Below are 21,264 nucleotides of genomic sequence, written 5' to 3'. Positions count from 1 at the left end.
ATCTCCATTTTTTCACTGTCGCAATCACCTGATAAGCGTTATGCGATGGTGATATCTTTTGCCAGGTAAACATCCTGCACGGCGTTAATCAGCGCGACGCCATCCTTCATCGACTTCTTAAACGCCTTACGTCCAAGAATCAGTCCCATACCGCCTGCACGTTTATTAATCACCGCCGTGCGCACCGACTCTGCGGTATCCGTTTCGCCTGCCGATGCACCGCCCGAGTTAATGAGCCCGGCGCGACCCATATAGCAGTTGGCCAACTGATAACGCACCAGATCGATAGGATTATCGCTGGTCAGCTTGCTGTAAACGCGCTCATCGGTAGAGCCAAACTTAACGGCGTTGTAGCCGCCGTTATTTTCAGCCATTTTCTGCTTAACAATATCCGCACCGATGGTGGCTGCCAGATGATTGGCCTGTCCGGTCAGATCGGCGCTGGCGTGGTAATCGACCCCGTCTTTCTTAAAGTCATTATTACGCAGATAGGCCCACAGCACCGTCACCATGCCCAGCTCGTGAGCACGCTCAAAGGCCGCTGAAATCTCCTCCAGCTGGCGGCGCGACTGCTCAGAACCAAAATAGATGGTTGCTCCCACGGCAACGGCGCCCAAATTAAAGGCCTGATCCACACTGGCGTAGAGCGTCTGATCGTACTGGGTGGGATAGCTTAAGGTTTCGTTATGGTTAAGTTTCACCATAAAGGGAATACGGTGTGCATAGCGTCGCGAAACGGAGGCCAGCACGCCATAGGTTGAGGCCACGCAGTTGCAGCCTGCTTCAATGGCCAGTTCAACAATGTTTTTCGGATCAAAATAGAGTGGATTGGCGGCAAATGAGGCACCCGCCGAATGCTCCACTCCCTGATCCACCGGCAGGATCGAGAGATAGCCGGTCCCGGCCAGACGGCCGGTATTGTAGAGCGTTTGCATATTGCGCAGAACGGCAGGAGAACGATTGTTATCAATCATCACGCGATCAACATAATCCGCGCCCGGCAGGTAAAGACTCTCCGCGGGAATGGTCATACAGCGGTGCTGTAACAGAGAGTCCGCTTCTTTACCCAGTAACTGTGCAATATCCAACATGTTAGCTCCTGATCGATCGTGTGAAAGGGCGAACGGCTTTCGCCCTCTGCGTGGATTTCATACACCCACCATCCTGGACCCTTTCAGTCTGCTAATGCAAATTGCTGACTCCATTTTTCAGAACGATCCCAGTACTCATAAATTGCCACTCCCTACCACCAGCGATAAAAGTGGTGTACCGGGCCTGCGCCGTGGCCGACTTCCAGCGTATCGGCCTGCTCCAGCGCGCCCTGAAGCCACTGCCGCGCCTCCTGCATGGTGGCGCTCCAGTCATCATGACGAGGGCGAAGCGCCGCCAGTGCCGCTGAAAGCGTACAGCCCGTGCCGTGCGTATTGCGTCCAGGCACCCGGGGCGCGGTAAAACGCTGTTCGCCCTGCGAAGTCAGCAGCCAGTCGGGGCTTTCGCTATCGTGCAGGTGGCCGCCCTTTATCAACACCGCCTGACAGCCCAGCGCCAGCAGCGCCCTGCCCTGTTGCCGCATTTCGCTCTCAGTGCTGGCGATATCGCATTCCAGCAGCGCAGCCGCCTCGGGCAGGTTCGGCGTGATCAATGATACGTGTGGCAGCAGGCTCTGACGCAGCGTGGCAACGGCGCGAGGGGTAAGCAGCGCATCACCGCTTTTCGCCAGCATCACCGTATCCAGCACCGTCCAGCGCATATCTGCCGCGCGAAGCGCCTTCGCCACCACCTCGACAATGTCGCTGTCCGCCAGCATGCCGATTTTTACGCTGTCGATGCGCACATCCGTCAGCACCGAGCTGAGCTGCGCGGCCACAAAGTCCGCATCAACGCGCATTACCGACTGCACGCCACAGGTATTTTGCGCCACCAGCGCGGTAACCACGCTGGTGCCATAGGCGCCAAGAGCCGAAAAGGTTTTCAGATCGGCCTGAATACCGGCCCCGCCGCTGGGATCGGTTCCGGCAATCGTCAGTGCATTAATGCGCTTCATGCAACCTCCCCGGCGGGCGACAGGCGGACGACAGCGTCAGATGCGGCATCCTGATTCAGGCAGGAAATACGCGGCAGGCGCAGGGGGAACAGGAGAAATGAGGCGACGGGTTCGCCCGCAACACAGGTGTAAGATTGGTTCATTATCGCGCTCCCAGCCAGCAGGCAGGAAGGCGAATGCGCTCAGGCATCTGACTTCCCTCCGCTGGCATTATCCAGTTCAGGTTCGACGGGTTTTTCTCAGCCCTTTCTTTGGAAAGAAACGGCACCCCGAGTCATTAACAATTACTTAATTTCTTGTAAGCTTTATGGTAAGTGGCTTGCTGGCACAAGCCTGTGTCCAGATGCCCAACCGCATCGCCTTACGCATAAGAAGATTATCACAGTTCTATACCAGTTTTATCACACCATTTATCACTTTTCAGGTGGCCAAATTCAGTAAACCACTAAAAGGTACGGTAATTACCACTGCAAATCATATTTGATTTCGCGGCCAGTATCCTACCAACCCCTTGCTTTTTATGTTTAAAATACAGACAATACCATCATAGATTAAAGGGTTTTTTCTCTATTCGGACATGACCGGATAACCAGACAGGATGGCACCATGTTGACGGATACAACGGCATCAGGCAATGCATCGCTCTCCTACTACACTCTTGCTATAAATGGCAGCCCGATCACGCCCGACATACTCCGTTTTCGCGGCACAGAATGCCTGAGCAGACCTTTCTCATGGCGTATTGAATTCACCACCTCACAGCACGTTCACGGAGAAGATGTCCTGCTGAAATACGGCAGTTTCCATATACGAAGCGGCAAAGTTGTTCATGGCATTATTACCGGCTTTGAATGGCTCTCCACCAGTACTGACACGTCTCATTATGCTGTTACTCTGGAATCACGTCTTGCCCTGCTCTCCCGTTCCCGGCGCTGCGCCATTTACCAGAATCTCTCTGTACCTGAGGTGGTGGAACAGGTGCTGCGTTCACACGGGCTGGAGGGGGCGGATTTTGAGTTTACGCTTTCCCGGCACTATCCGGTTCGTGAACTGATAACCCAGTGGCGGGAAACCGACCTGCAGTTTATTCAGCGCATCCTGTCTGAGGCAGGCATCTGGTTCCGTCAGGAGATGAACGACGTCACAGAGCTTGATGTTACGGTCTTCGGGGACAGCCAGCTTCACTATATCTTTAACGGTACCCTGCCATATCATGAACCTTCCGGACTGTATGATGGCGCGGAACTCTGCTGCTGGGGCGTGCGTACCTGGCATAACGTGGTGACGGGAAAAGTGTCGGCCCGTGATTACAATCATCGTACAGAACCGGAGCCAATGGATGTTGCTGTCTCAGTACGTTCTCCAGCCGTTACAACAGGCGGGCATTACCGTTATAGCGAACCCTATCTTAACGCCGGAGAGGATTCGGACCCGGAGCCTGAAACTGAAAGTGGTGCCTTTTATACCCGTATCCGCCATGAGCGCGAGCTGAATAAATCCGCTTATCTACACCTGTTCAGCAATGCTCACTGGCTGAGCCCGGGGAGGGTGATTGACCCCGCTGGCGCAAACCTGCACGACCTTAACGACGGGGTGATTATCGTCTTCACATCGTATCGTGGTTCGCGGGACACGCGTCTGTATGTTTCGGTATGGGGAATGCCGTACCGGGAGGAATACTGTTTTCGTCCTGCTAAAATTCCTCGTCCTGAGATCCACGGAACGATACCGGGCCGCGTGGAGAGCCGTGAAAAACATGATCCGTACGCGCATCCTGACGAGTCAGGGCGTTACCGGGTACGGATGGACTTCAATCTGGAAGAGTGTGAACCAGGATTCGCTTATCCGTGGCTGCGCATGATGATGCCCGTGGCCGGGAATGAGCATGGCTGGCATATGCCGCTTGTCGACGGCACTGAAGTGGGCGTGGCATTTCATAATGGTGACCCGGACCGCCCTTATATTGCGAATGCTTTCCATGATTCAGAGCACGCCGACATCGTTACCCGTGACAACCGCAGCCAGAACATTCTGCGCACCGCAGGGAGTAATGAGCTGCGAATGGAGGACCTGCGCGGTAAAGAGCATATTGCGCTGACCACTCCGTATGGCGCTTCACAACTCAGTCAGGGCCATATTACTGACGAACAGGGCAAACCCCGAGGCTCCGGTTTTGAACTGCGTACCGATGAATATGGCGTTATCCGCGTGGCAAAGGGGCTGTTCATTACCGCAGACGGGCAGGCCAGAGCAGCAGGTGAAGTGCTGGATAGGGAAACCGCGCTGAAGGAAATAGAGGTCTGTCAGAGTCAGCTCCAGGCGCTGGCCGCAGCAGCGGAACAGGCGCAGGCGCTGGAAGCGGATATCGCCAGCCAGATAGCGATGTTTAATGAACGACTGAAGCCGCTTAACGGGATGATTCATTTCCACGGGCCGGAGGGCGTGGCGTTTACCAGCGGTGAGCATATGCAGCTTACCGCAGCAAAAAATATTGCCGTCAATGCAGGAGGCGATATCAGCACCGGTTCGATGGGGAACACCACCATCATGGCAGGCGAGAAACTGGGTCTGTTTGCCCGTACCGGAAAACTCAGCGTCATTGCCAGCGAAGGCCCGGTGGAAGTGCAGGTGCAGAATGGCGAAATGCACCTGAGTGCAGAACAGAAACTCAGTATCACTGCCATGGGTGATATTTTGTTTGCCGGGAAGAAACGGGTAACGTTAATCGGTGGCGGCAGCTATCTGAAGATAGAAGAAGGGAAAATAGAATACGGCACTGACACGACTTATACGCGTAAGATTAAGCGTTCCCATCTGACTGCGTCTGCGGCCCTACCTGTGGACTACCCCTCAACCACAAAAGCGGGCGAGCATCCTGTAACCACTGACGTTTTTTCATTTTCATAAGCAAGGAACGCACTGATGCAAATTTCACCGCCTATACTATTTCACCGGAATGCCAATGAAGAGTACGCCGCATGGATAATGCGAACAATGCCTGTCGTTCCGCTCCGTGGCTTTCCGGTAAACGGTGTTGAGTCATGGCACGGTGGCATTCATATTCCCCATACCGATACCGGCGCTTTAGCCAATCCACTGAGAGCCGTTGCTGATGGTGTGGTTGTTTATGCAAACTATCCTGCGCCCTCTGAAAAACGTGATACAAAACCGCTGAATTATGACGGCAGCACGGATAACGGATGCGTGCTTATTCGTCATGAAATGCTCATTGGAGAAGACCCGGTATCGTGCGTGTTTTACTCACTGACTATGCACATGAAGCAAGTTCGCCCCGAAATTCAGGGTAAAGCCGGTGTAACCATCAGACGGGGCCAGGTGATTGGTACAACCGGCATGGTCAGTGGGGGTAACGCTTACCATTTCCAGATTTGTTGTCCTTCCGACATGCTGAAGATGCTGTGTGGACGCGACCACGGTCATCTGGATGTTACCTCCCCAGGTAGAGTAAAACCCGCTTATGGTAATCGCTATTTCTTACTTCCTGAAGGCACAGCCATTTATGAGGGAGGTACGCCTTACGGACTGTCAGCATCCCCCTGTAGCGTCACCACAGAAGCGCTCTATATTATCCACGAAGGCGCTAAAACCCGGACTCTGCATAAGGTCGGAGAGAACTACCAACCTGTCGCGGAAACGGCCATCGCTGTGGACTATATCTGCGAACCCACAGCAGCAGTCAGCGGACATGAAACATACAGTGAGTGGGTACGTGTGGCCTACCCCGGTGGTGAAGGATGGGTTGATGTTTCGTACCCGGCGGTGAAGACCTGGACGGATGCCGATTTCCCTGACTGGGCAGGCTGGACCCTTGTTGATGACGATACGACGCCAGAGGGTCAGTGTAATTCGGCGACAGTAAAGAAAGCGTTGGAAAAGCAGAATGCTGTTTTTACCCGGTTTATCTGTCAGTTTCCACTAGAGTGGGATTTTGCATCGTTTGATACCCGTTTTTCATGGCTGAAAGCACCAAATGATTCGCTGCCTGAGTCTATGAATGATGAGAGTTACGCTGCGCTGAAGGAACATGCCAGGGCGCTATCGTTCTTCGATAAACTCCCCAAAGACACTCAGAAGGAGTTAACTGGCCTGGTCTGGCATTTCGACCCTCGCGGCCTGATGATCCAGTTACACAAAGCAGATCGTCGACTTATTTATTACAGCGCGAACGGTAGTAAGAGCAAAAAAATGAATGATTTCACCGTTGACGATATGCGATACGGTGATTTAACCAAAGAACAGATACTGGTGCAGGGGAAACTGAATCGGGTAAACCTGTTTGGTAAGGAATTTAAGGTCAACCTGTTTGATTTTAACAAAACGGTGGATGAGCACTTCGCCAGCATGGACAGTATGGCCTTCTGGACGGCATGGGGTGAATATGCACCTCTTATCCAGATCATGCTTGAAAAATTCAGAAAAAATGAAGGGGGCGTATTACGACACGAACTGCTTAACAGGGCATTTCTGGAACATGAAACCACAAAAAAATGCGTGAATACAATTAAACAAATCATTCGAGAAATCCTTCATGATAATGAATTCAATCAATTATCTAAAGATGATTTAGATAGCCTGACGGCGAAAATATCATCGAGAGTAAAATTGCCAAAATTTGATGATTTAGACTGGTTCAATGGACTTGGAATTACAATCCATGACACCTACTCAACAAAGATATATCTTGATGGTTTCGAGATCATGGAGATTGAAGTTGGCGGTTTTGGTCGTAAAAGTTTTAAGGCACGGCTGGCATTTAAGATACAAGATCATTTCGGACTGGATATTGGTGACATGAATGGGAAAACTTTTGAACTGTCCCCTTGGTTTTGCTCCTGGTTCATATTACAACGCTATAGAAATTATGGTTTTAAACCTTTTATCAATGAAGCTAATTTTAACGTATGGATGGAGGGAAGGGAATGACATCTCGTTGGACCAGGGTCATTATAGCGATGGTGATATGTTTTTTTATATACATCCCTTACATATGTTTCATTCGCCATGGAGAGATTGCAGAAGTTTATCAAAACATTGACTTTCGAATTAGATCTGAGAAAGAATGTAAATCCACAGTCATATTAGTAGATAACGCACCAATCTCTCATTATGCACAAAAAAGAATATGGCTCAAAAATAAAGATGAAATCATCAACGAATGGCGGCCCCTTACAAATAAATGTGATGATATTGTTCTTGTAAAAAACAACCCGGAGCGAGCGAGTGATAATGCTGAGCTTGATTTTTGGATAGGTGAAAATCAGGTTTGTTTAAAAGGAGCGCTAAAGGGAGGGAAATGTATACCCAAAGATGATATATTGTTTTTTATTAGTTCAGGAAGAACAACTCTTGATGATGCAATTATAGACGAAATAAATGGTAAGCCTGTTTATGTGTACTTCCCCTCCAGAGCATGAAACTTAGCTTAAACGCCATTCTGTCACCTTGATCTTACCCGCGTAATGTGGACACAGCACTAAGCGAGGGTCTGGTTTTCGAACTGTTCCGGGCTGAGGCCACCGCAGGCACTATGGCGACGCCAGCGATAGTAATCACACTCGATATAATTAAACACCGTTGTCCGCATTATTCCCCGGCTGGCAAAACGTTCTCCGTGAACATATTCCACTTTCATTGAATGGAAGAAGCTCTGTGCGCAGGTACGTGATGTCACCGCATCATTTCTGGTTCGGACCGCTGGCGCTGAAGTCCTGCTTCAGCAGGTTCTCTGACACCGGCAGCCCGTGCTCACTGTAACTGACCGGGCTGAACCGCCGGGAGGCCTTTGCACGCAACCCCTGCCGCCGCAGGCTGGAAGCGATGGTTTTAACGTTACACGTTAGACCCTGCTCCCGTAGTTCATCTGCCAGGCGCGGCGCACCGTAGCGCTGTTTCGCCTGTGTGAAGGCGTCACTGACCGCAATGTCGCAGTCCTGCCTGAAGCGCTGATGCGCATTGATAACCCGGCACCGGTTGCACCAGGCCTGCCAGTCACTGCGGGCCACGCGCAATACCCGGCACAGGGCTTTGATGCTAAATTCAGCCTGGTGGTTTTCGATAAAGACATACTTCATTTCATGCGCTTCGCGAAGTATGTCGTGGCCTTTTGGAGAATGGCCAGCTCCTCGTCCCTCTCCGCCAATAGGCGTTTGAGGCGGGCAATCTCTGCTGCCTGTTCACACTCTCGCTCAGAGGACGTTGCCTGGCTCTGCTGCTTGCTACGCCAGTTATAGAGCTGGGATTCATACAGACTGAGTTCGCGGGCAGCGGCAGCGACACCGATGCGTTCTGCAAGCTTCAGGGCTTCGTTGCGAAATTCAGGCGTATGTTGCTTAGGTGGCTTCTTACTGGTTGATACGGATTTTGTCATGTGAGCTACCTCTGGTTGAGAGTTTACTCACTTAGTCGCGTGTCCACTATTGCTGGGTAAGATCATTCGGCTTAGCGTCAGGCGGCTGACGCATGTTTATCAGGGCGCATCACTGAACTGGCGCTTGAGAGAGGGAAAAATTTGCACGTTATGAATAGTCATTTATCTGATATGGAAAACAGGGAGAGAGATGTAGAATCAGCAGCAAGTAAGACAGGCTCCTGCTGCTTCTGTTAGCTATGGCTTCTTAAGCTGTTGCTCGTTCATTCCAGGCATCAGTATATTGGATATTGCCATCCACAATTCGCCAGGTTATTTTTTCATACTGTAAGCTGACGCTTTCAACGTGATTCATTTTATCATTGCCCGCTAATTTAACATTAGGCACACCACAGTTAACACCCGTAATTTTTACGCTTTCCATTAACAGGGTATAATAACAAACCTCTTGCCCTGCACCGCCGTCATCTTTAAGCCACATATACGGAGGAATTGGCATATTATTTTTTCCTTATTTTACTGAGTAGTTTTATTGCTATTATGCATATCCCTGTAGTGATTATTAAGACAGAGACAACATCGAGATAAAAATAAGCATCATAAATCGACTCTGCATTTATATCGCCACTAATAAGCAGAGCTAATTTACTTGCAAGGATGTGATTGATGTAGATCTCAGGATTACCAAGAATCCGAGCTACAGCAATCATCATAATAATAAAAAATACTGTTTTTGCAGCCCTACGGGCAAGTGCTTGAGCCATTAGCGACTACCTCAACCCAACCACGAGCCATAAGGGAACGCATACAAGGCACTTGTATCGGGGCAGTATTAAGAAGTGCATTTCTAATGAGTGCGTAATCTGAGTTGTGTGCAATAGTTATACACCCTTCGGATACTGTTCCCGGATGGAGCCTAAATAACCCACGGTAAATACCATCTATCCAGATTCCATCATCAATACCCCAGTCATCCTTGTATAAGGCGAACCACTCATCACGACAAAAGGCAGCTCCATGACGGATTTTATTCCATGTATCCTGAATTTCTGCTTTTCTTTTTGAGAAGAACCCTCCAGAACCACGCTCAACAATCCAGTATTTACCCGGTGGTAATGGACCATCACCTTTAATGGCACTGCAGGCCCCCTTGTTTCGGTAAATGTCATTACCAGAAAAGCTATAAACACACCAACACCATACAGATTGAAAGGGGCATAATCAGCACCATTCAAAATCATCTTCCCTTGTAATGCCATATATCACCTCATATCCTTATACTTAATGCGTGATTATGCTACAGATGATTTATTGTACGATCAACATGAATAGTTAATTTTCATAACTCTCATTTTATAATCTCTTTTTAGGCTAAATCAGTTTTTATTTTCCATTTTTAATAATAAAAAAGAATCATAAAGATTTTATAAGAAATTTTCACTTCAAGCTTAACTATAGTTAACCTATTCTGTATCTAATCAAGCCGGGTGATGCTTATTTCCGGAAGGTGAAATTGAAGAACGCTTCAACTGGCGGCAGCACGAGCGGGAAAAAGAGGGCTTTTCTACCCGCTGGGTTGATGAAACTGCGCCCATACCGGACAATGGCGCTCTATTATTACCGGCACCATAGAACGGCCGGTAAATCAACCTGTGTAACTGTCACGCTATTAAAAGCGATCGCTCTGGCGGTCACATTACGCGTTCTTAAAACACCTCATCCCCTGCTGAGGGCCTTATTCGCAGGGTTGATCTGAGAAGTCCTGGTGCCCACGTTCCGGATGGCACTTCTGCAATTTCTCCTGCGATAATAGGGTCCAGACGCCCTCTTTTTTAACCAGAGAAAATACCGTTTTCTCACTGGCTAGTGAATCATCAAAGAGTCCGCTTTCTTCGATCGTTACCGTTGCGGTGTCGGGTGACTCGCCCCCACTAACCTGCTGAGTTATCGTCAAAGGCGTGATCTCCTCCTGAAAACCCTCTCCCATCGCCCTGACTGCGAGATTAAGGGGAGTCGCAGATCCGCAGAAGCTGTCGCGTTCTGGCCGTTTTTCGTTACATCCCGTCAGCAGCGAGGCTAACAGGCAGGCTGTAAAGATCGAGGCTAAAGAGTGAGTTAAATCCATTTTATTGATCCCTGTGAAATAAAAAACCTGAGAAGGAAAACGAGCTTAAAATAAAACCTTTTGAGGTTAACGATAATGTGCTTTAAATATAACCTTTTGAGGTCAATGATAAATAGAAATTTAGCTTAAACGCCATTCTGTCACCTATTCATACCGTCGGCTTCCGCTGATCCTTCAGGCCCCTTACGCCACACGACCACGATGACTGTACGGGCACCCCTCACTTACGCGCCCACGCCATGCAGACGGAGCGGATCACCAACACTCATCCCCACTACATATTAAAAATGGCTTTATCCCTGCCCACATTTTGCTAAAGTCCGACATTCCGCTAATCTGAGGGGCACCCTGCCGGACAGACAGGCAGCAGACGGGAAAGTACATGATTAGACCGCTTAATGAAGAATATGGCATCAGCGTGGCGGCACTGAAGATGCTGCAATACCTGAAACAGATTTCACGCGGCGATGCGTCGTTTTCGATTCTGGACACCACTCTGAATCACCGCTGCAACGTCACGCCACCGGATAATTTCAAACTGCTGGATCAGCTGTTTGAGGCCGGTAAGATTGATTACGACTACCGGGGAACCGGGCTTGACAGCGAACGGCACGTCAAGCTGGTCAGGTAGCGCCCCCACCGGGCCATGCGGGCGCACGGCGCGTTCGGGGACGTCGTTCCGCTGGCGGCCGACATCTGGCTAAGGTCCGGCTAAAACAGGATTATAAATGATAAATGTGCGGCCCTTTACCGAAGCCGATCGCCCTTTTCTGCGTACGCTGTTCCTTGCCTCGCGCAGGGCTAGCTGGCCCTGGCTTGACGGCAGCGACTGGCGGCTGGAAGACTTTGACCGGGTCACGCTGGGCGAACGTATTCTGGTCGCGGAGGAGAACGGCCACCGGCTGGGTTTTGCCGCCCTGCTGCCGAACGATAATTTTCTGCATAGTCTGTTTGTCGATCCCGACGCGCAGCGGCGCGGCGTGGGTCGTGCATTACTGACCAGGGTGCAAAACGGGTTTACCTCTACCGGCGCACTCAAGTGCCTGAAGGCGAATAAAGCCGCTGCGGCCTTTTACCAACAGCACGGCTGGCGAATATTGGCCGACGGCGAGAGCGAGCAGGGAGAGTACTGGCTGATGCACTTTGTACGCGGTATGAAGCCAGGCTAATGGCGCTCACACCCGGGTATGCGCCCCTGCGGGTACAGGTTACCCGCCCGGGTCAGGATGGAACAGCCGTAGCGAGGTAAATTTACCTGACTCTGGCTCAGCCTGTAAGTCCAGTTGACTCTGGCTCAATCTGTGAGTGCCGTTAAAGCGCGCGGAAGGCAATATCAGCCGGAACCACTTCGCCCTGCCAGTAAAGCTGGGCGGCGACCTCTCCCGCCAGCTGACGATACAGCTGAGTCAGCTCGCTGTCCGGACGGCGCACCACCGTGGGCAGACCGTCGTCCAGATCCTCGCGCAGCGTAATATGCAGCGGAAGCTGGCTTAGCAAACGCGTATGGTACTGGCTGACCAGCTTCTCCGCCCCGCCGCTGCCGAAGATCGATTCAGCATGGCCACAATGGCTACAGATATGCACGCTCATATTTTCCACCACGCCCAGCACCGGCACGCTGACCTTCTCAAACATGACTATCCCCTTGCGGGCATCCGCGAGAGCAATATCCTGCGGGGTGGTGACCACCAGCGCGGCGGTAACCGGCACGTTCTGCGCCAGCGTCAGCTGAATGTCTCCGGTGCCCGGCGGCATATCCAGGATCAGATAGTCCAGCTCTGACCAGAGCGTTTCATTCAGGAGCTGCATCAGCGCCTTGCTGGCCATCGGGCCGCGCCACACCATGGCATTATCTTCCGTTACCAGGTAGCCGATGGAGTTGGTCGCCAGCCCGTGAGCCATAATGGGCGCCATATGGGTGCCATCCGGCGACGTAGGCCGCTCGTCCCGCGTACCGAGCATATCGGGGAGTGACGGGCCATAAATATCGGCATCAAGCAGCCCGACCTTGGCCCCTTCGGCTATCAGCGCCAGCGCCAGATTCACCGCCGTGCTGGATTTTCCCACCCCGCCTTTGCCGGAGCTGATGGCAATGATGTTCTTCACCCCTTTAACGCCCGGCTGGTTTTTCACCCGCTTCAGCGTGGCGACCTCGTGGCTCAGCCGCCAGCTAATCGCCTCTGCGCCGGTCAGACGCAGCAGCTCGGCGCTGGTCGTCTCTTTCAGTACTTCAAACCCGCTGTTCCAGACGAAAGGCATCAGCAGGTCAATATGCAGGGTATTATCCATCAGCGCGCAGTGGTGCAGCGCCTTAAGCGAGATGAGATTAGCCTGAAGCGTTGGATGTTCAAAGTGGGTCAGAATACCCATCACTATGGCGCGCAGCGCTTCCGGAGAGTGCTGCTGCTGGGCGTTTAACGACATCCCGGCTCCTTTTTTCAGTGTGAGGTGTAATCGTTAAGCATATCAGATGTCGCTTAAGCCAGCGCGATGCCCGGCAAAATCCCGAATCGGGATCGCAGTACAGTTTACGCAGGGACGACACTCGGTTACCATCTATCCCCCCTATTTAAACAGGTATAGCAAGTCTTACTATGACTCAAGTCGCGAAAAAAATATTGGTAACGTGCGCCCTGCCGTACGCTAACGGTTCCATCCATCTCGGCCACATGCTCGAGCATATCCAGGCAGATATATGGGTTCGTTACCAGCGAATGCGCGGCAATCAGGTTTACTTCATCTGTGCGGATGACGCGCACGGCACCCCGATCATGCTGAAGGCTCAGCAGTTGGGTATTGCCCCCGAGCAGATGATTGCCGACATGAGTCATGAACATCAGACTGACTTTGCCGGTTTTGACATCAGCTATGATAACTACCATTCGACGCACAGCGACGAAAACCGGGAGCTTTCCTCGCTGATTTATGGCCGCCTGAAGGAAAATGGTTTTATCAAAAACCGCACCATTTCACAGCTTTACGATCCGGAAAAAGGCATGTTCCTGCCGGACCGCTTTGTGAAAGGCACCTGTCCGAAATGTAAATCGGCCGATCAGTACGGTGATAACTGCGAAGTATGCGGTGCCACCTACAGCCCCACCGAGCTGATTGAACCTAAGTCCGTGGTGTCGGGGGCGACGCCGGAAATGCGCGATTCTGAACACTTCTTCTTCGACCTGCCCGAGTTTAGCGAAATGCTCAGGGCGTGGACGCGTTCGGGCGCGCTCCAGGAGCAGGTCGCGAATAAGATGCAGGAGTGGTTTGAATCGGGGCTGAATCAGTGGGACATCTCCCGGGATGCGCCCTACTTCGGCTTTGAAATCCCCGATGCGCCGGGCAAATATTTCTACGTCTGGCTGGATGCCCCTATCGGCTATATGGGCTCGTTCAAAAACCTGTGCGACAGGCGTGGAGACATTGATTTCGACGCCTTCTGGAAGAAGGATTCCGACGCCGATCTTTATCACTTTATCGGCAAGGATATCGTCTATTTCCACAGCCTGTTCTGGCCAGCGATGCTTGAAGGCAGCAACTTCCGCAAGCCAACCAACCTGTTCGTGCATGGCTATGTGACGGTTAACGGCGCGAAGATGTCCAAATCACGCGGCACCTTTATTAAGGCCAGCACCTGGTTACAGCATCTGGATGCGGACAGCCTGCGCTACTATTACGCCGCCAAGCTCTCCTCGCGCATTGATGATATCGATCTGAATCTGGAAGATTTCGTGCAGCGCGTTAATGCCGATATCGTCAATAAGGTGGTGAACCTGGCCTCGCGCAACGCGGGTTTTATCAACAAGCGTTTCAACGGTCGGCTCTCTGCCGAACTGGCCGATCCGGCGCTGTATAAAACCTTTACCGATGCCTCGGTCAGCATTGGCGAAGCCTGGAGCAGCCGTGAGTTCAGCCGCGCGGTGCGTGAAATTATGGCGCTGGCGGACATGGCTAACCGCTATGTAGACGAGCAGGCGCCGTGGGTAGTGGCGAAGCAGGAAGGGCGCGATGCCGATCTCCAGGCAATCTGCTCGATGGGTCTGAACCTGTTCCGCGTGCTGATGACCTGGCTGAAGCCGGTGCTTCCTTCACTGAGCGCGCGCGCTGAAGCGTTTTTAAACCAGACCCTGAGCTGGGAGGGTATCGAACAGCCGCTGCTCGACCACGATATCTCTGCCTTTAAGGCGCTCTACAGCCGTATTGAGATGGATAAAGTCAATGCGCTGATCGAAGCCTCCAAAGAGGATGCCGCCGCCAGCCAGCCTGCCCCAACCGGCCCGCTGGCCGATGCGCCCATTCAGGAGACGATTAGCTTTGATGACTTCGCCAAAGTGGATATGCGTATCGCGCTGATCCAGGACGCCACGCTGGTTGATGGCTCTGACAAGCTGCTGCGCCTGACGCTGGACGTGGGCGGCGAAACGCGCCAGGTATTCTCGGGTATTCGCGCGGCCTATCCGGATCCGGAGGTGCTGAAGGGCCGCCTGACGGTGATGGTGGCAAACCTCGCACCGCGTAAAATGCGCTTTGGTCTTTCCGAAGGCATGGTGATGGCGGCTGGCCCGGGCGGTAAGGATATCTTCCTGCTCAGCCCGGACAGCGGCGCACAGCCGGGAATGCAGGTTAAGTAAGCCTGTACGGCGGCATTATTCGCCCGGGCTGGCCGGGTCGAATAAAGCACATTGAGGGGCGACAGGGTTCGCCCCTTTTTTATTCTCACCGCCTGAGTCACACTACGCTTTATTCTCCATCATGGGATTCACGTTCATCAAAGCAGGAGTTCCTCATGCGCCGAGCGCTGTCAATTATCTGGCGATACCTTCGCGCCTTTATCATCATTTATCTCTGTCTGTACGCCGGAAACGGCATCGCTTCCCTGCTGCCGGTGGCTATTCCCGGCAGTATTATCGGCATGCTGATCCTCTTTGCGCTGCTGGCCTCACAGATTATGCCGGTTGAGTGGGTCAGGCCCGGCAGCCACCTGCTTATCCGCTATATGGCGCTGCTGTTTGTGCCCATCAGCGTCGGCATAATGAACTACACGCAGGTATTGAGCGCGCAGTTTGGCCCGATTGTTATCTCCTGCGTCGTCAGCACCTTTGTGGTTCTGCTGACCGTTGGCCTGATTTCGCACCGTCTGCACGGCAGAACAGCGGGATTACCGGAGGCGGAAAATGAGTGATATCTGGTGGTCGCTGCCGCTTACCCTGCTGGTGTTCCTGGCAGCCCGTAAACTGGCCGCTACGGTGAAAATCTCGCTGGTTAATCCGCTGCTGGTGTCCATCGTGGTGATTGTGCCGCTGCTGATACTGCTGAAGATGCCCTACGCCCGCTATTTTCAGGGCAGCTCGCTGCTGAATCAGCTCTTGCAGCCCGCCGTGGTCGCACTGGCGCTCCCCCTCTACGAGCAGATGCATCAGATTCGGGCGCGCTGGAAGTCGATTATCAGCGTCTGCTTTATCGGCAGTATGACCGCGATGATCTCCGGCACGGCCATTGCCCTCTGGCTGGGCGCGTCGCCGCAAATAGCGGCAACCATTATGCCTAAGTCCGTCACCACGCCGATTGCCATGGCCGTTTCCGCGACCCTGGGCGGCATCCCGGCGATCAGCGCGATCTGCGTACTGATGGCCGGCGTGCTGGGTGCGGTTTTTGGTCATATGCTGCTTAACCTGTGCAAAATAAAGAGCAAGGCGTCGCGCGGACTGGCCATTGGCAACGCGTCGCACGCGCTGGGCACCGCCCGCTGCGCCGAGCTGGACTATCAGGAAGGGGCTTACAGTTCGCTGGCGCTGGTGATCTGCGGCATCATTACCTCGCTGCTGGCACCCTTTATCTTCCCGATCATGATGCACCTATGGCGGTAAACTTGCGGCAAGTCCCGCATTTGTAGATTCTTTTTCACATATTACATTGTAAATGTGAACAAAATCACATACAACGCTGCGGAGGCTCGCCAGAATAAGCGGCCAAATCTGCCAGAGAGGCCTGATATGCACCCACGTTTCCAGGCAGCGTTTACCGCGCTGCCCACGCCGCTGCAGAGCGCCCTGCTGCCTGTACTTTCCCGTGATGATTTTGCGGCTTTTTTCACCCCGCAGCAGGTTGAAGAGATCAAAAATGTTTGCGGTCTGAACGATCGCGAGCTGGCGTTTGCCCTGCTGCCGCTGGCAGCCGCCTGCGCCGTTGCCCCGCTTTCTGACTTTAACGTCGGCGCGGTCGCGCGCGGCAAAAGCGGCCATTTGTGGTTCGGTGCCAATATGGAGTTCAGCGGCGCTACCCTGCAGCAGACGGTCCATGCCGAGCAGAGCGCGATTACTCACGCCTGGCTCATGGGCGAACGGCAGCTGGAGGCGATCACCGTTAACTACACACCCTGCGGCCACTGCCGCCAGTTTATGAATGAGTTAAACAGCGGAACCGCGCTGAAAATCGATCTGCCAGGACGCGACACCGCCACGCTCGGCCACTATCTGCCGGATGCCTTTGGGCCGCGTGACCTGGCGATCCAGACCCTGTTGATGGATGAGACTGACCAGGGTATTCAGCCAACGGGCGATGCGCTGACGCAGGCAGCCCTTCTGGCCGCTAACCGCAGCCATGCGCCTTATACCCAGGCCTGGAGTGGCGTCGCGCTGGAGGCGTCGGACGGCGCTATTTTTGCCGGTTCCTATGCGGAAAACGCCGCATTTAACCCCAGCCTCCCGCCGCTGCAGGCCGCGCTGATTTTGCTGAACCTGTCCGGGCGCAGCGTGCAGCAAATCCGGCGGGCGGTACTGGCTGAATCAGCGGAGGCGAAGGTGGTTCAGTACCAGGCAACCGACGCAACGCTTCGGGCGCTGGGCTGTAACCATCTGACCGTGACACCGCTGGCCTGACCCCATTATCCCGCCGTGGGTGCGGCCAGATGGCCCATTGCGCCGCACCTTAACGGCAATAGTGCTGCTGCTTTTGTTATCAATTGTTAACAAAAGCTGTACTTTCAGATGAATTATTTTAGGATTGTTCCACATCTTCCCGCTTCGAATGAGTAATACCCGCATGGAACTCGACTACGAAAGTAAAAGACCGCTCTATATCCCTTACGCTGGCCCTATCCTGCTGGAATTCCCCCTGCTGAATAAGGGCAGCGCCTTCTCCGTCGAAGAGCGTAACGATTTTAACCTCAACGGGCTGCTGCCTGAAACGGTGGAAACCATTGAAGAACAGGCCCAGCGCGCATGGCGACAGTTTGAGGATTTCAAAAACGATAACGACAAGCACGTCTACCTGCGCAATATCCAGGACACTAACGAAACGCTGTTCTATCGCCTGCTGGACAATCATCTTGAAGAGATGATGCCGATTATCTACACCCCAACCGTGGGTGCTGCCTGTGAACACTTCTCTGAAATTTACCGTCGCGCGCGCGGGCTGTTTATCTCTTACCCTAATCGCGGCAACATTGAAGATATGCTGCAAAACGCCACCAAGCAGAACGTTAAGGTGATTGTGGTCACCGACGGTGAGCGCATTCTTGGCCTGGGCGACCAGGGGATCGGCGGTATGGGGATCCCAATTGGTAAGCTGTCGCTGTATACCGCCTGCGGCGGGATCAGCCCGGCCTATACCCTTCCTGTGGTACTGGACGTCGGCACCAACAACCAGCAGCTGCTGAACGACCCGCTGTATATGGGCTGGCGTCACCCGCGCATCACCGGCGAAGAGTACGATAACTTCGTGAACGAATTTATCCAGGCCGTGAAGAGCCGCTGGCCAAACGTGGTGTTGCAGTTTGAGGACTTCGCGCAGAAAAATGCGATGCCGCTGCTGGAGCGCTATCGCGATGAAGTGTGCTGCTTTAACGATGACATTCAGGGCACCGCGGCGGTCACCCTGGGGACGCTGATTGCGGCCAGTCGCGCAGCGGGCAGCACCATGAGCGAGCAGACGGTGGTCTTCCTCGGTGCCGGTTCTGCGGGCTGTGGTATTGCCGAACAGATTATCGCGCAGATGAAATCCGAAGGACTGAGCGACGAAGAGGCGCGCGCGCGCGTGTATATGGTCGATCGCTTTGGCCTGCTGACCGATAAACAGCCGAACCTGCTCAACTTCCAGACGAAGCTGGTACAGAAGAGTGAAAAGCTGACGCACTGGGATGTCGCGTCTGACTCGCTGTCGCTACTGGATGTGGTGCGTAATGCGCGTCCTGACATCCTGATTGGCGTATCCGGTCAGCCGGGCCTGTTTAGCGAAGAGATCGTGCGGGAAATGCACAAGCACTGTCCGCGTCCCATTGTGATGCCGCTCTCTAACCCCACGTCACGCGTTGAAGCCACGCCGCAGGATATTCTGGCCTGGACCGAGGGTGCGGCACTGGTCGCGACCGGCAGTCCGTTCTCGCCGGTGCTGCTGAAAGAGAAAACCTATCCTGTCGCCCAGTGTAATAACTCCTACATCTTCCCGGGTATCGGCCTGGGCGTCATCGCCTCGGGCGCAACCCGCGTGACCGACAGTATGCTGATGGCCGCCAGCCGCGCGCTGGCAGACTGCTCTCCGCTGGTCAATGACGGCAGCGGTCCGGTACTGCCTGAGGTGAAGGATATTCAGGGCGTATCGAAAGTGATCGCCATGGCGGTGGGCAAGGCTGCCCAGCTGGCAGGCGTAGCGGTAGTGACGTCTGAAGACGTCCTGTCGAAATCCATCGCCGCTAACTTCTGGCTGCCGCAGTACCGTAATTACCGTCGTACTTCAATTTGATCCTGCTGCCGGGCGTCACCCTCGCCCGGCTTCTTCCCGCCTTCTGTTCCGTCCCGGCGCGTATTGTGCGAAATGCCACCATATGGTGCACCGCTGCTTGCTTCGTTTCGTCGGGTAAAGTAGCCTTGACCCATCCTTAGGCAGCAACGCTGAGCAACGTCCGGCATGGTAAAACGCTTGATTTATGGTCTGATTATCATCGCTACGCTGATGGTAGTGACCGCGCTCGGCCTGGATCGCTGGATAAGCGTCAAAACCGCGCCCTGGGTCTACGACGATCTTAAATCTTTGCCGCACCGCCAGGTGGGCGTGGTCCTGGGTACCGCTAAGTACTACCGGACCGGCGTCATTAATCAGTACTACCTTTACCGCATTCAGGGCGCAATTAACGCCTACAACAGCGGTAAGGTAAACTACCTGCTGCTAAGCGGTGACAATGCCCAGCAAAGCTACAACGAGCCGATGACCATGCGCCGCGATCTGATTGCCGCAGGCGTAGACCCGGCAGATATCGTGCTCGACTACGCCGGGTTTCGCACGCTGGACTCGATTGTGCGCACCCGCAAAGTGTTTGATACCAACGATTTCATTATTATCACCCAGCGTTTTCACTGTGAGCGCGCGCTGTTTATCGCCCTGCATATGGGGATTCAGGCCCAGTGCTACGCGGTGCCGTCGCCGAAGAATATGATCAATATTCGCGTACGTGAGGTGGGTGCCCGCCTGGGCGCGCTGGCAGACTTGTATCTGATGAAGCGTGAGCCGCGTTTTCTTGGCCCGCTGGTGCCCATTCCGGCAAGACAGGAGGTGGCGGAAGATGCCCAGAGCTACCCCGCCGTGACGCCGGAACAGCTGCTGGAGCTACAGGAAAAGCTGGAGAAAAAACCGCACGACCCTTAGTGAGGGCGTCATTCTGCCCGACGCCCGCACGCGGCGGGCGCAAGAGAGCTTTACTTCTTCCGCGAATATTTCAGCGAGTCGAGCGCTACGGCGAAAATGATAATGCCGCCCTTAATAATATACTGCCAGTAAGGGTTCACGCCGATATAGGTCAGGCCGTAGTTAATCACGGTGAAAATCAGCACCCCGGTGACCACGCCCGCTACCGTCCCTACGCCGCCCGCGAAGGAGACGCCGCCCACCACGCAGGCCGCTATCGCATCCAGCTCATACATAAAGCCCAGATTGTTGGTCGCCGATCCAATACGCCCGGCTTCCAGCATGCCGCCGAAGGCATAAAACACGCCCGACAAAGCGTAAATCAGGATCAGGTTAAAATTAACGTTAACGCCCGAGACCTTAGCCGCTTCCGGGTTACCGCCAATGGCAAAGATATTTTTACCAAAGCGGGTTTTATTCCACAGTACCCAGACGAAGAAAATGGCGATAGCCGCGTAAAAGGTAATGTACGACAGCTTGAAATCACCGAAGCGGATAAACCCCTGCGCAAACGTTGAGAACTTCTCGTCAAAGCCCGCAATCGGCGAGGCACCCACATAATCGTAATAGAGTGAGTTAATGCCGTAGACGATAATCATGGTGCCCAGGGTGGTGATAAAGGGCGTCACCTTTAAATAAGCAATAATCAGCCCATTCACCAGCCCGATAATACCGCCGATAAAGCATACCGCGAGGATAACCAGCGGGATGGGCACCGTATCCATCTGCGGGAATACCTTATTAGCGTTATCCATCGCCTGGAGCAGCGTCGCGGCGACAACCGCCGCGAGGCCGACCTGACGACCCGCTGACAGGTCGGTACCCTGGGTGACAATCAGCCCGGCAACGCCCAATGCAATAATAATACGTACCGACGACTGGGTTAAAATATTGCTCAGGTTCATTAAGCTCAGGAAGGTGGGATCCTGAAAGATAATAATCGCCAGCAGCACCAGTAATACAACGTATATTCCGCCCTCTTTCAACCAGGTGAGCGCACTTTTCTTATTAACTGCTTTCATGGTAACAGCCCTT

At 53.4% G+C, this 21,264-nt stretch carries 19 protein-coding genes, 2 pseudogenes and 1 riboswitch; of the genes and pseudogenes, 11 read left to right on the top strand and 10 right to left on the bottom strand.

The features are described 5' to 3' along the window. Positions 1–38: 38 nt before the first annotated feature. From fbaB to AC4PCC_RS06960, 3 genes are all read right to left on the bottom strand, one after another. Positions 39–1,091, bottom strand: a complete 1,053-nt coding sequence (gene fbaB, locus AC4PCC_RS06970) for a class I fructose-bisphosphate aldolase (protein WP_067708539.1) — start codon at positions 1,089–1,091, stop codon at positions 39–41. 152 nt (positions 1,092–1,243) lie between these two features. Further along, entirely contained in the window at positions 1,244–2,044 is an 801-nt protein-coding gene (gene thiD, locus AC4PCC_RS06965; RefSeq protein WP_492126852.1) for a bifunctional hydroxymethylpyrimidine kinase/phosphomethylpyrimidine kinase, read from the bottom strand. Beyond that, the gene (locus AC4PCC_RS06960; RefSeq protein WP_492126851.1) at positions 2,041–2,187 is read right to left on the bottom strand and encodes a hypothetical protein; all 147 of its coding nucleotides are present in this window, start codon (positions 2,185–2,187) and stop codon (positions 2,041–2,043) included. Before AC4PCC_RS06960 ends, thiD begins: the two co-directional genes overlap by 4 nt. A 36-nt stretch (positions 2,188–2,223) precedes the next feature. Further along, positions 2,224–2,326, bottom strand: a riboswitch (TPP riboswitch). Positions 2,327–2,650: 324 nt separating this feature from the next. On the opposite strand from AC4PCC_RS06960, the gene AC4PCC_RS06955 reads away from it, so the two are divergent. The 3 genes from AC4PCC_RS06955 to AC4PCC_RS06945 are packed head-to-tail and all read left to right on the top strand — an operon-like array spanning position 2,651 to position 7,479. Next, on the top strand, positions 2,651–4,951 hold the full coding sequence (locus AC4PCC_RS06955) for a type VI secretion system Vgr family protein (protein WP_492126850.1): 2,301 nt from the start codon (positions 2,651–2,653) through the stop codon (positions 4,949–4,951). A 15-nt stretch (positions 4,952–4,966) separates the two neighbouring features. Then, positions 4,967–6,988 (top strand): DUF3289 family protein, encoded by a 2,022-nt coding sequence (locus AC4PCC_RS06950; protein ID WP_492126849.1) that lies wholly within the window; start codon positions 4,967–4,969, stop codon positions 6,986–6,988. After that, positions 6,985–7,479, top strand: a complete 495-nt coding sequence (locus AC4PCC_RS06945) for a hypothetical protein (RefSeq protein ID WP_492126848.1) — start codon at positions 6,985–6,987, stop codon at positions 7,477–7,479. Before AC4PCC_RS06950 ends, AC4PCC_RS06945 begins: the two co-directional genes overlap by 4 nt. A gap of 59 nt (positions 7,480–7,538) precedes the next feature. Here the strand turns inward: AC4PCC_RS06945 and AC4PCC_RS06940 are convergent. From AC4PCC_RS06940 to AC4PCC_RS06920, 5 genes and pseudogenes are all read right to left on the bottom strand, one after another. Continuing rightward, positions 7,539–8,432 (bottom strand): annotated as a pseudogene (locus AC4PCC_RS06940) (IS3 family transposase). Positions 8,433–8,679: 247 nt separating this feature from the next. Continuing rightward, positions 8,680–8,931 carry a type VI secretion system tube protein Hcp gene (locus AC4PCC_RS06935; RefSeq protein ID WP_492126847.1) on the bottom strand — a complete coding sequence of 84 codons (252 nt, stop codon included), beginning with the start codon at positions 8,929–8,931 and terminating at the stop codon, positions 8,680–8,682. Position 8,932: 1 nt separating this feature from the next. Continuing rightward, the gene (locus AC4PCC_RS06930; RefSeq protein WP_492126846.1) at positions 8,933–9,196 is read right to left on the bottom strand and encodes a hypothetical protein; all 264 of its coding nucleotides are present in this window, start codon (positions 9,194–9,196) and stop codon (positions 8,933–8,935) included. Then, positions 9,174–9,691 (bottom strand): annotated as a pseudogene (locus AC4PCC_RS06925) (DUF2778 domain-containing protein). The gene AC4PCC_RS06930 and the pseudogene AC4PCC_RS06925 overlap by 23 nt, the downstream one beginning before the upstream one ends. A 476-nt stretch (positions 9,692–10,167) precedes the next feature. Next, positions 10,168–10,557 carry a hypothetical protein gene (locus AC4PCC_RS06920; RefSeq protein WP_492126845.1) on the bottom strand — a complete coding sequence of 130 codons (390 nt, stop codon included), beginning with the start codon at positions 10,555–10,557 and terminating at the stop codon, positions 10,168–10,170. A 382-nt stretch (positions 10,558–10,939) separates the two neighbouring features. Here AC4PCC_RS06920 and AC4PCC_RS06915 point away from each other — a divergent pair, with 382 nt between their 5' ends. Further along, positions 10,940–11,188 (top strand): hypothetical protein, encoded by a 249-nt coding sequence (locus tag AC4PCC_RS06915; protein WP_345828240.1) that lies wholly within the window; start codon positions 10,940–10,942, stop codon positions 11,186–11,188. A 100-nt stretch (positions 11,189–11,288) separates the two neighbouring features. After that, positions 11,289–11,726: a GNAT family N-acetyltransferase gene (locus AC4PCC_RS06910; protein WP_492127462.1), complete on the top strand. Its 438-nt coding sequence runs from the start codon at positions 11,289–11,291 to the stop codon at positions 11,724–11,726. A 142-nt stretch (positions 11,727–11,868) separates the two neighbouring features. On the opposite strand, the gene apbC is transcribed toward AC4PCC_RS06910, so the two are convergent. Further along, on the bottom strand, positions 11,869–12,981 hold the full coding sequence (gene apbC, locus AC4PCC_RS06905) for an iron-sulfur cluster carrier protein ApbC (RefSeq protein WP_492126844.1): 1,113 nt from the start codon (positions 12,979–12,981) through the stop codon (positions 11,869–11,871). A 170-nt stretch (positions 12,982–13,151) separates the two neighbouring features. On the opposite strand from apbC, the gene metG reads away from it, so the two are divergent. The 6 genes from metG (at position 13,152) to sanA (ending at position 20,190) form a co-directional block, all read left to right on the top strand. Then, the gene (gene metG / locus AC4PCC_RS06900) at positions 13,152–15,182 is read left to right on the top strand and encodes a methionine--tRNA ligase (protein ID WP_492126843.1); all 2,031 of its coding nucleotides are present in this window, start codon (positions 13,152–13,154) and stop codon (positions 15,180–15,182) included. Positions 15,183–15,337: 155 nt separating this feature from the next. Next, a complete protein-coding gene (locus AC4PCC_RS06895) occupies positions 15,338–15,733 on the top strand; it encodes a CidA/LrgA family protein (RefSeq protein ID WP_492126842.1) in 396 nt (131 codons plus the stop codon). Next, complete coding sequence (locus AC4PCC_RS06890) at positions 15,726–16,418, top strand: CidB/LrgB family autolysis modulator (RefSeq protein ID WP_492126841.1); 693 nt, start codon at positions 15,726–15,728, stop codon at positions 16,416–16,418. Before AC4PCC_RS06895 ends, AC4PCC_RS06890 begins: the two co-directional genes overlap by 8 nt. A gap of 126 nt (positions 16,419–16,544) precedes the next feature. Beyond that, positions 16,545–17,429 carry a cytidine deaminase gene (cdd, locus tag AC4PCC_RS06885; RefSeq protein WP_492126840.1) on the top strand — a complete coding sequence of 295 codons (885 nt, stop codon included), beginning with the start codon at positions 16,545–16,547 and terminating at the stop codon, positions 17,427–17,429. A gap of 163 nt (positions 17,430–17,592) precedes the next feature. Further along, positions 17,593–19,290 carry an NAD-dependent malic enzyme gene (locus tag AC4PCC_RS06880; protein WP_492126839.1) on the top strand — a complete coding sequence of 566 codons (1,698 nt, stop codon included), beginning with the start codon at positions 17,593–17,595 and terminating at the stop codon, positions 19,288–19,290. Positions 19,291–19,455: 165 nt separating this feature from the next. Then, on the top strand, positions 19,456–20,190 hold the full coding sequence (sanA, locus tag AC4PCC_RS06875; protein ID WP_492126838.1) for an outer membrane permeability protein SanA: 735 nt from the start codon (positions 19,456–19,458) through the stop codon (positions 20,188–20,190). Positions 20,191–20,240: 50 nt separating this feature from the next. Here the strand turns inward: sanA and mglC are convergent, their stop codons facing one another. Further along, positions 20,241–21,251, bottom strand: coding sequence for a galactose/methyl galactoside ABC transporter permease MglC (gene mglC / locus AC4PCC_RS06870; protein ID WP_067708577.1), 1,011 nt, complete (start codon positions 21,249–21,251; stop codon positions 20,241–20,243). Positions 21,252–21,264 lie beyond the last annotated feature (13 nt).

This window comes from Erwinia sp. L03-1, from assembly GCF_058686115.1.
Note: the sequence above shows the minus strand (reverse complement) of the source record. Positions and strands in the feature narration are given on the sequence as shown.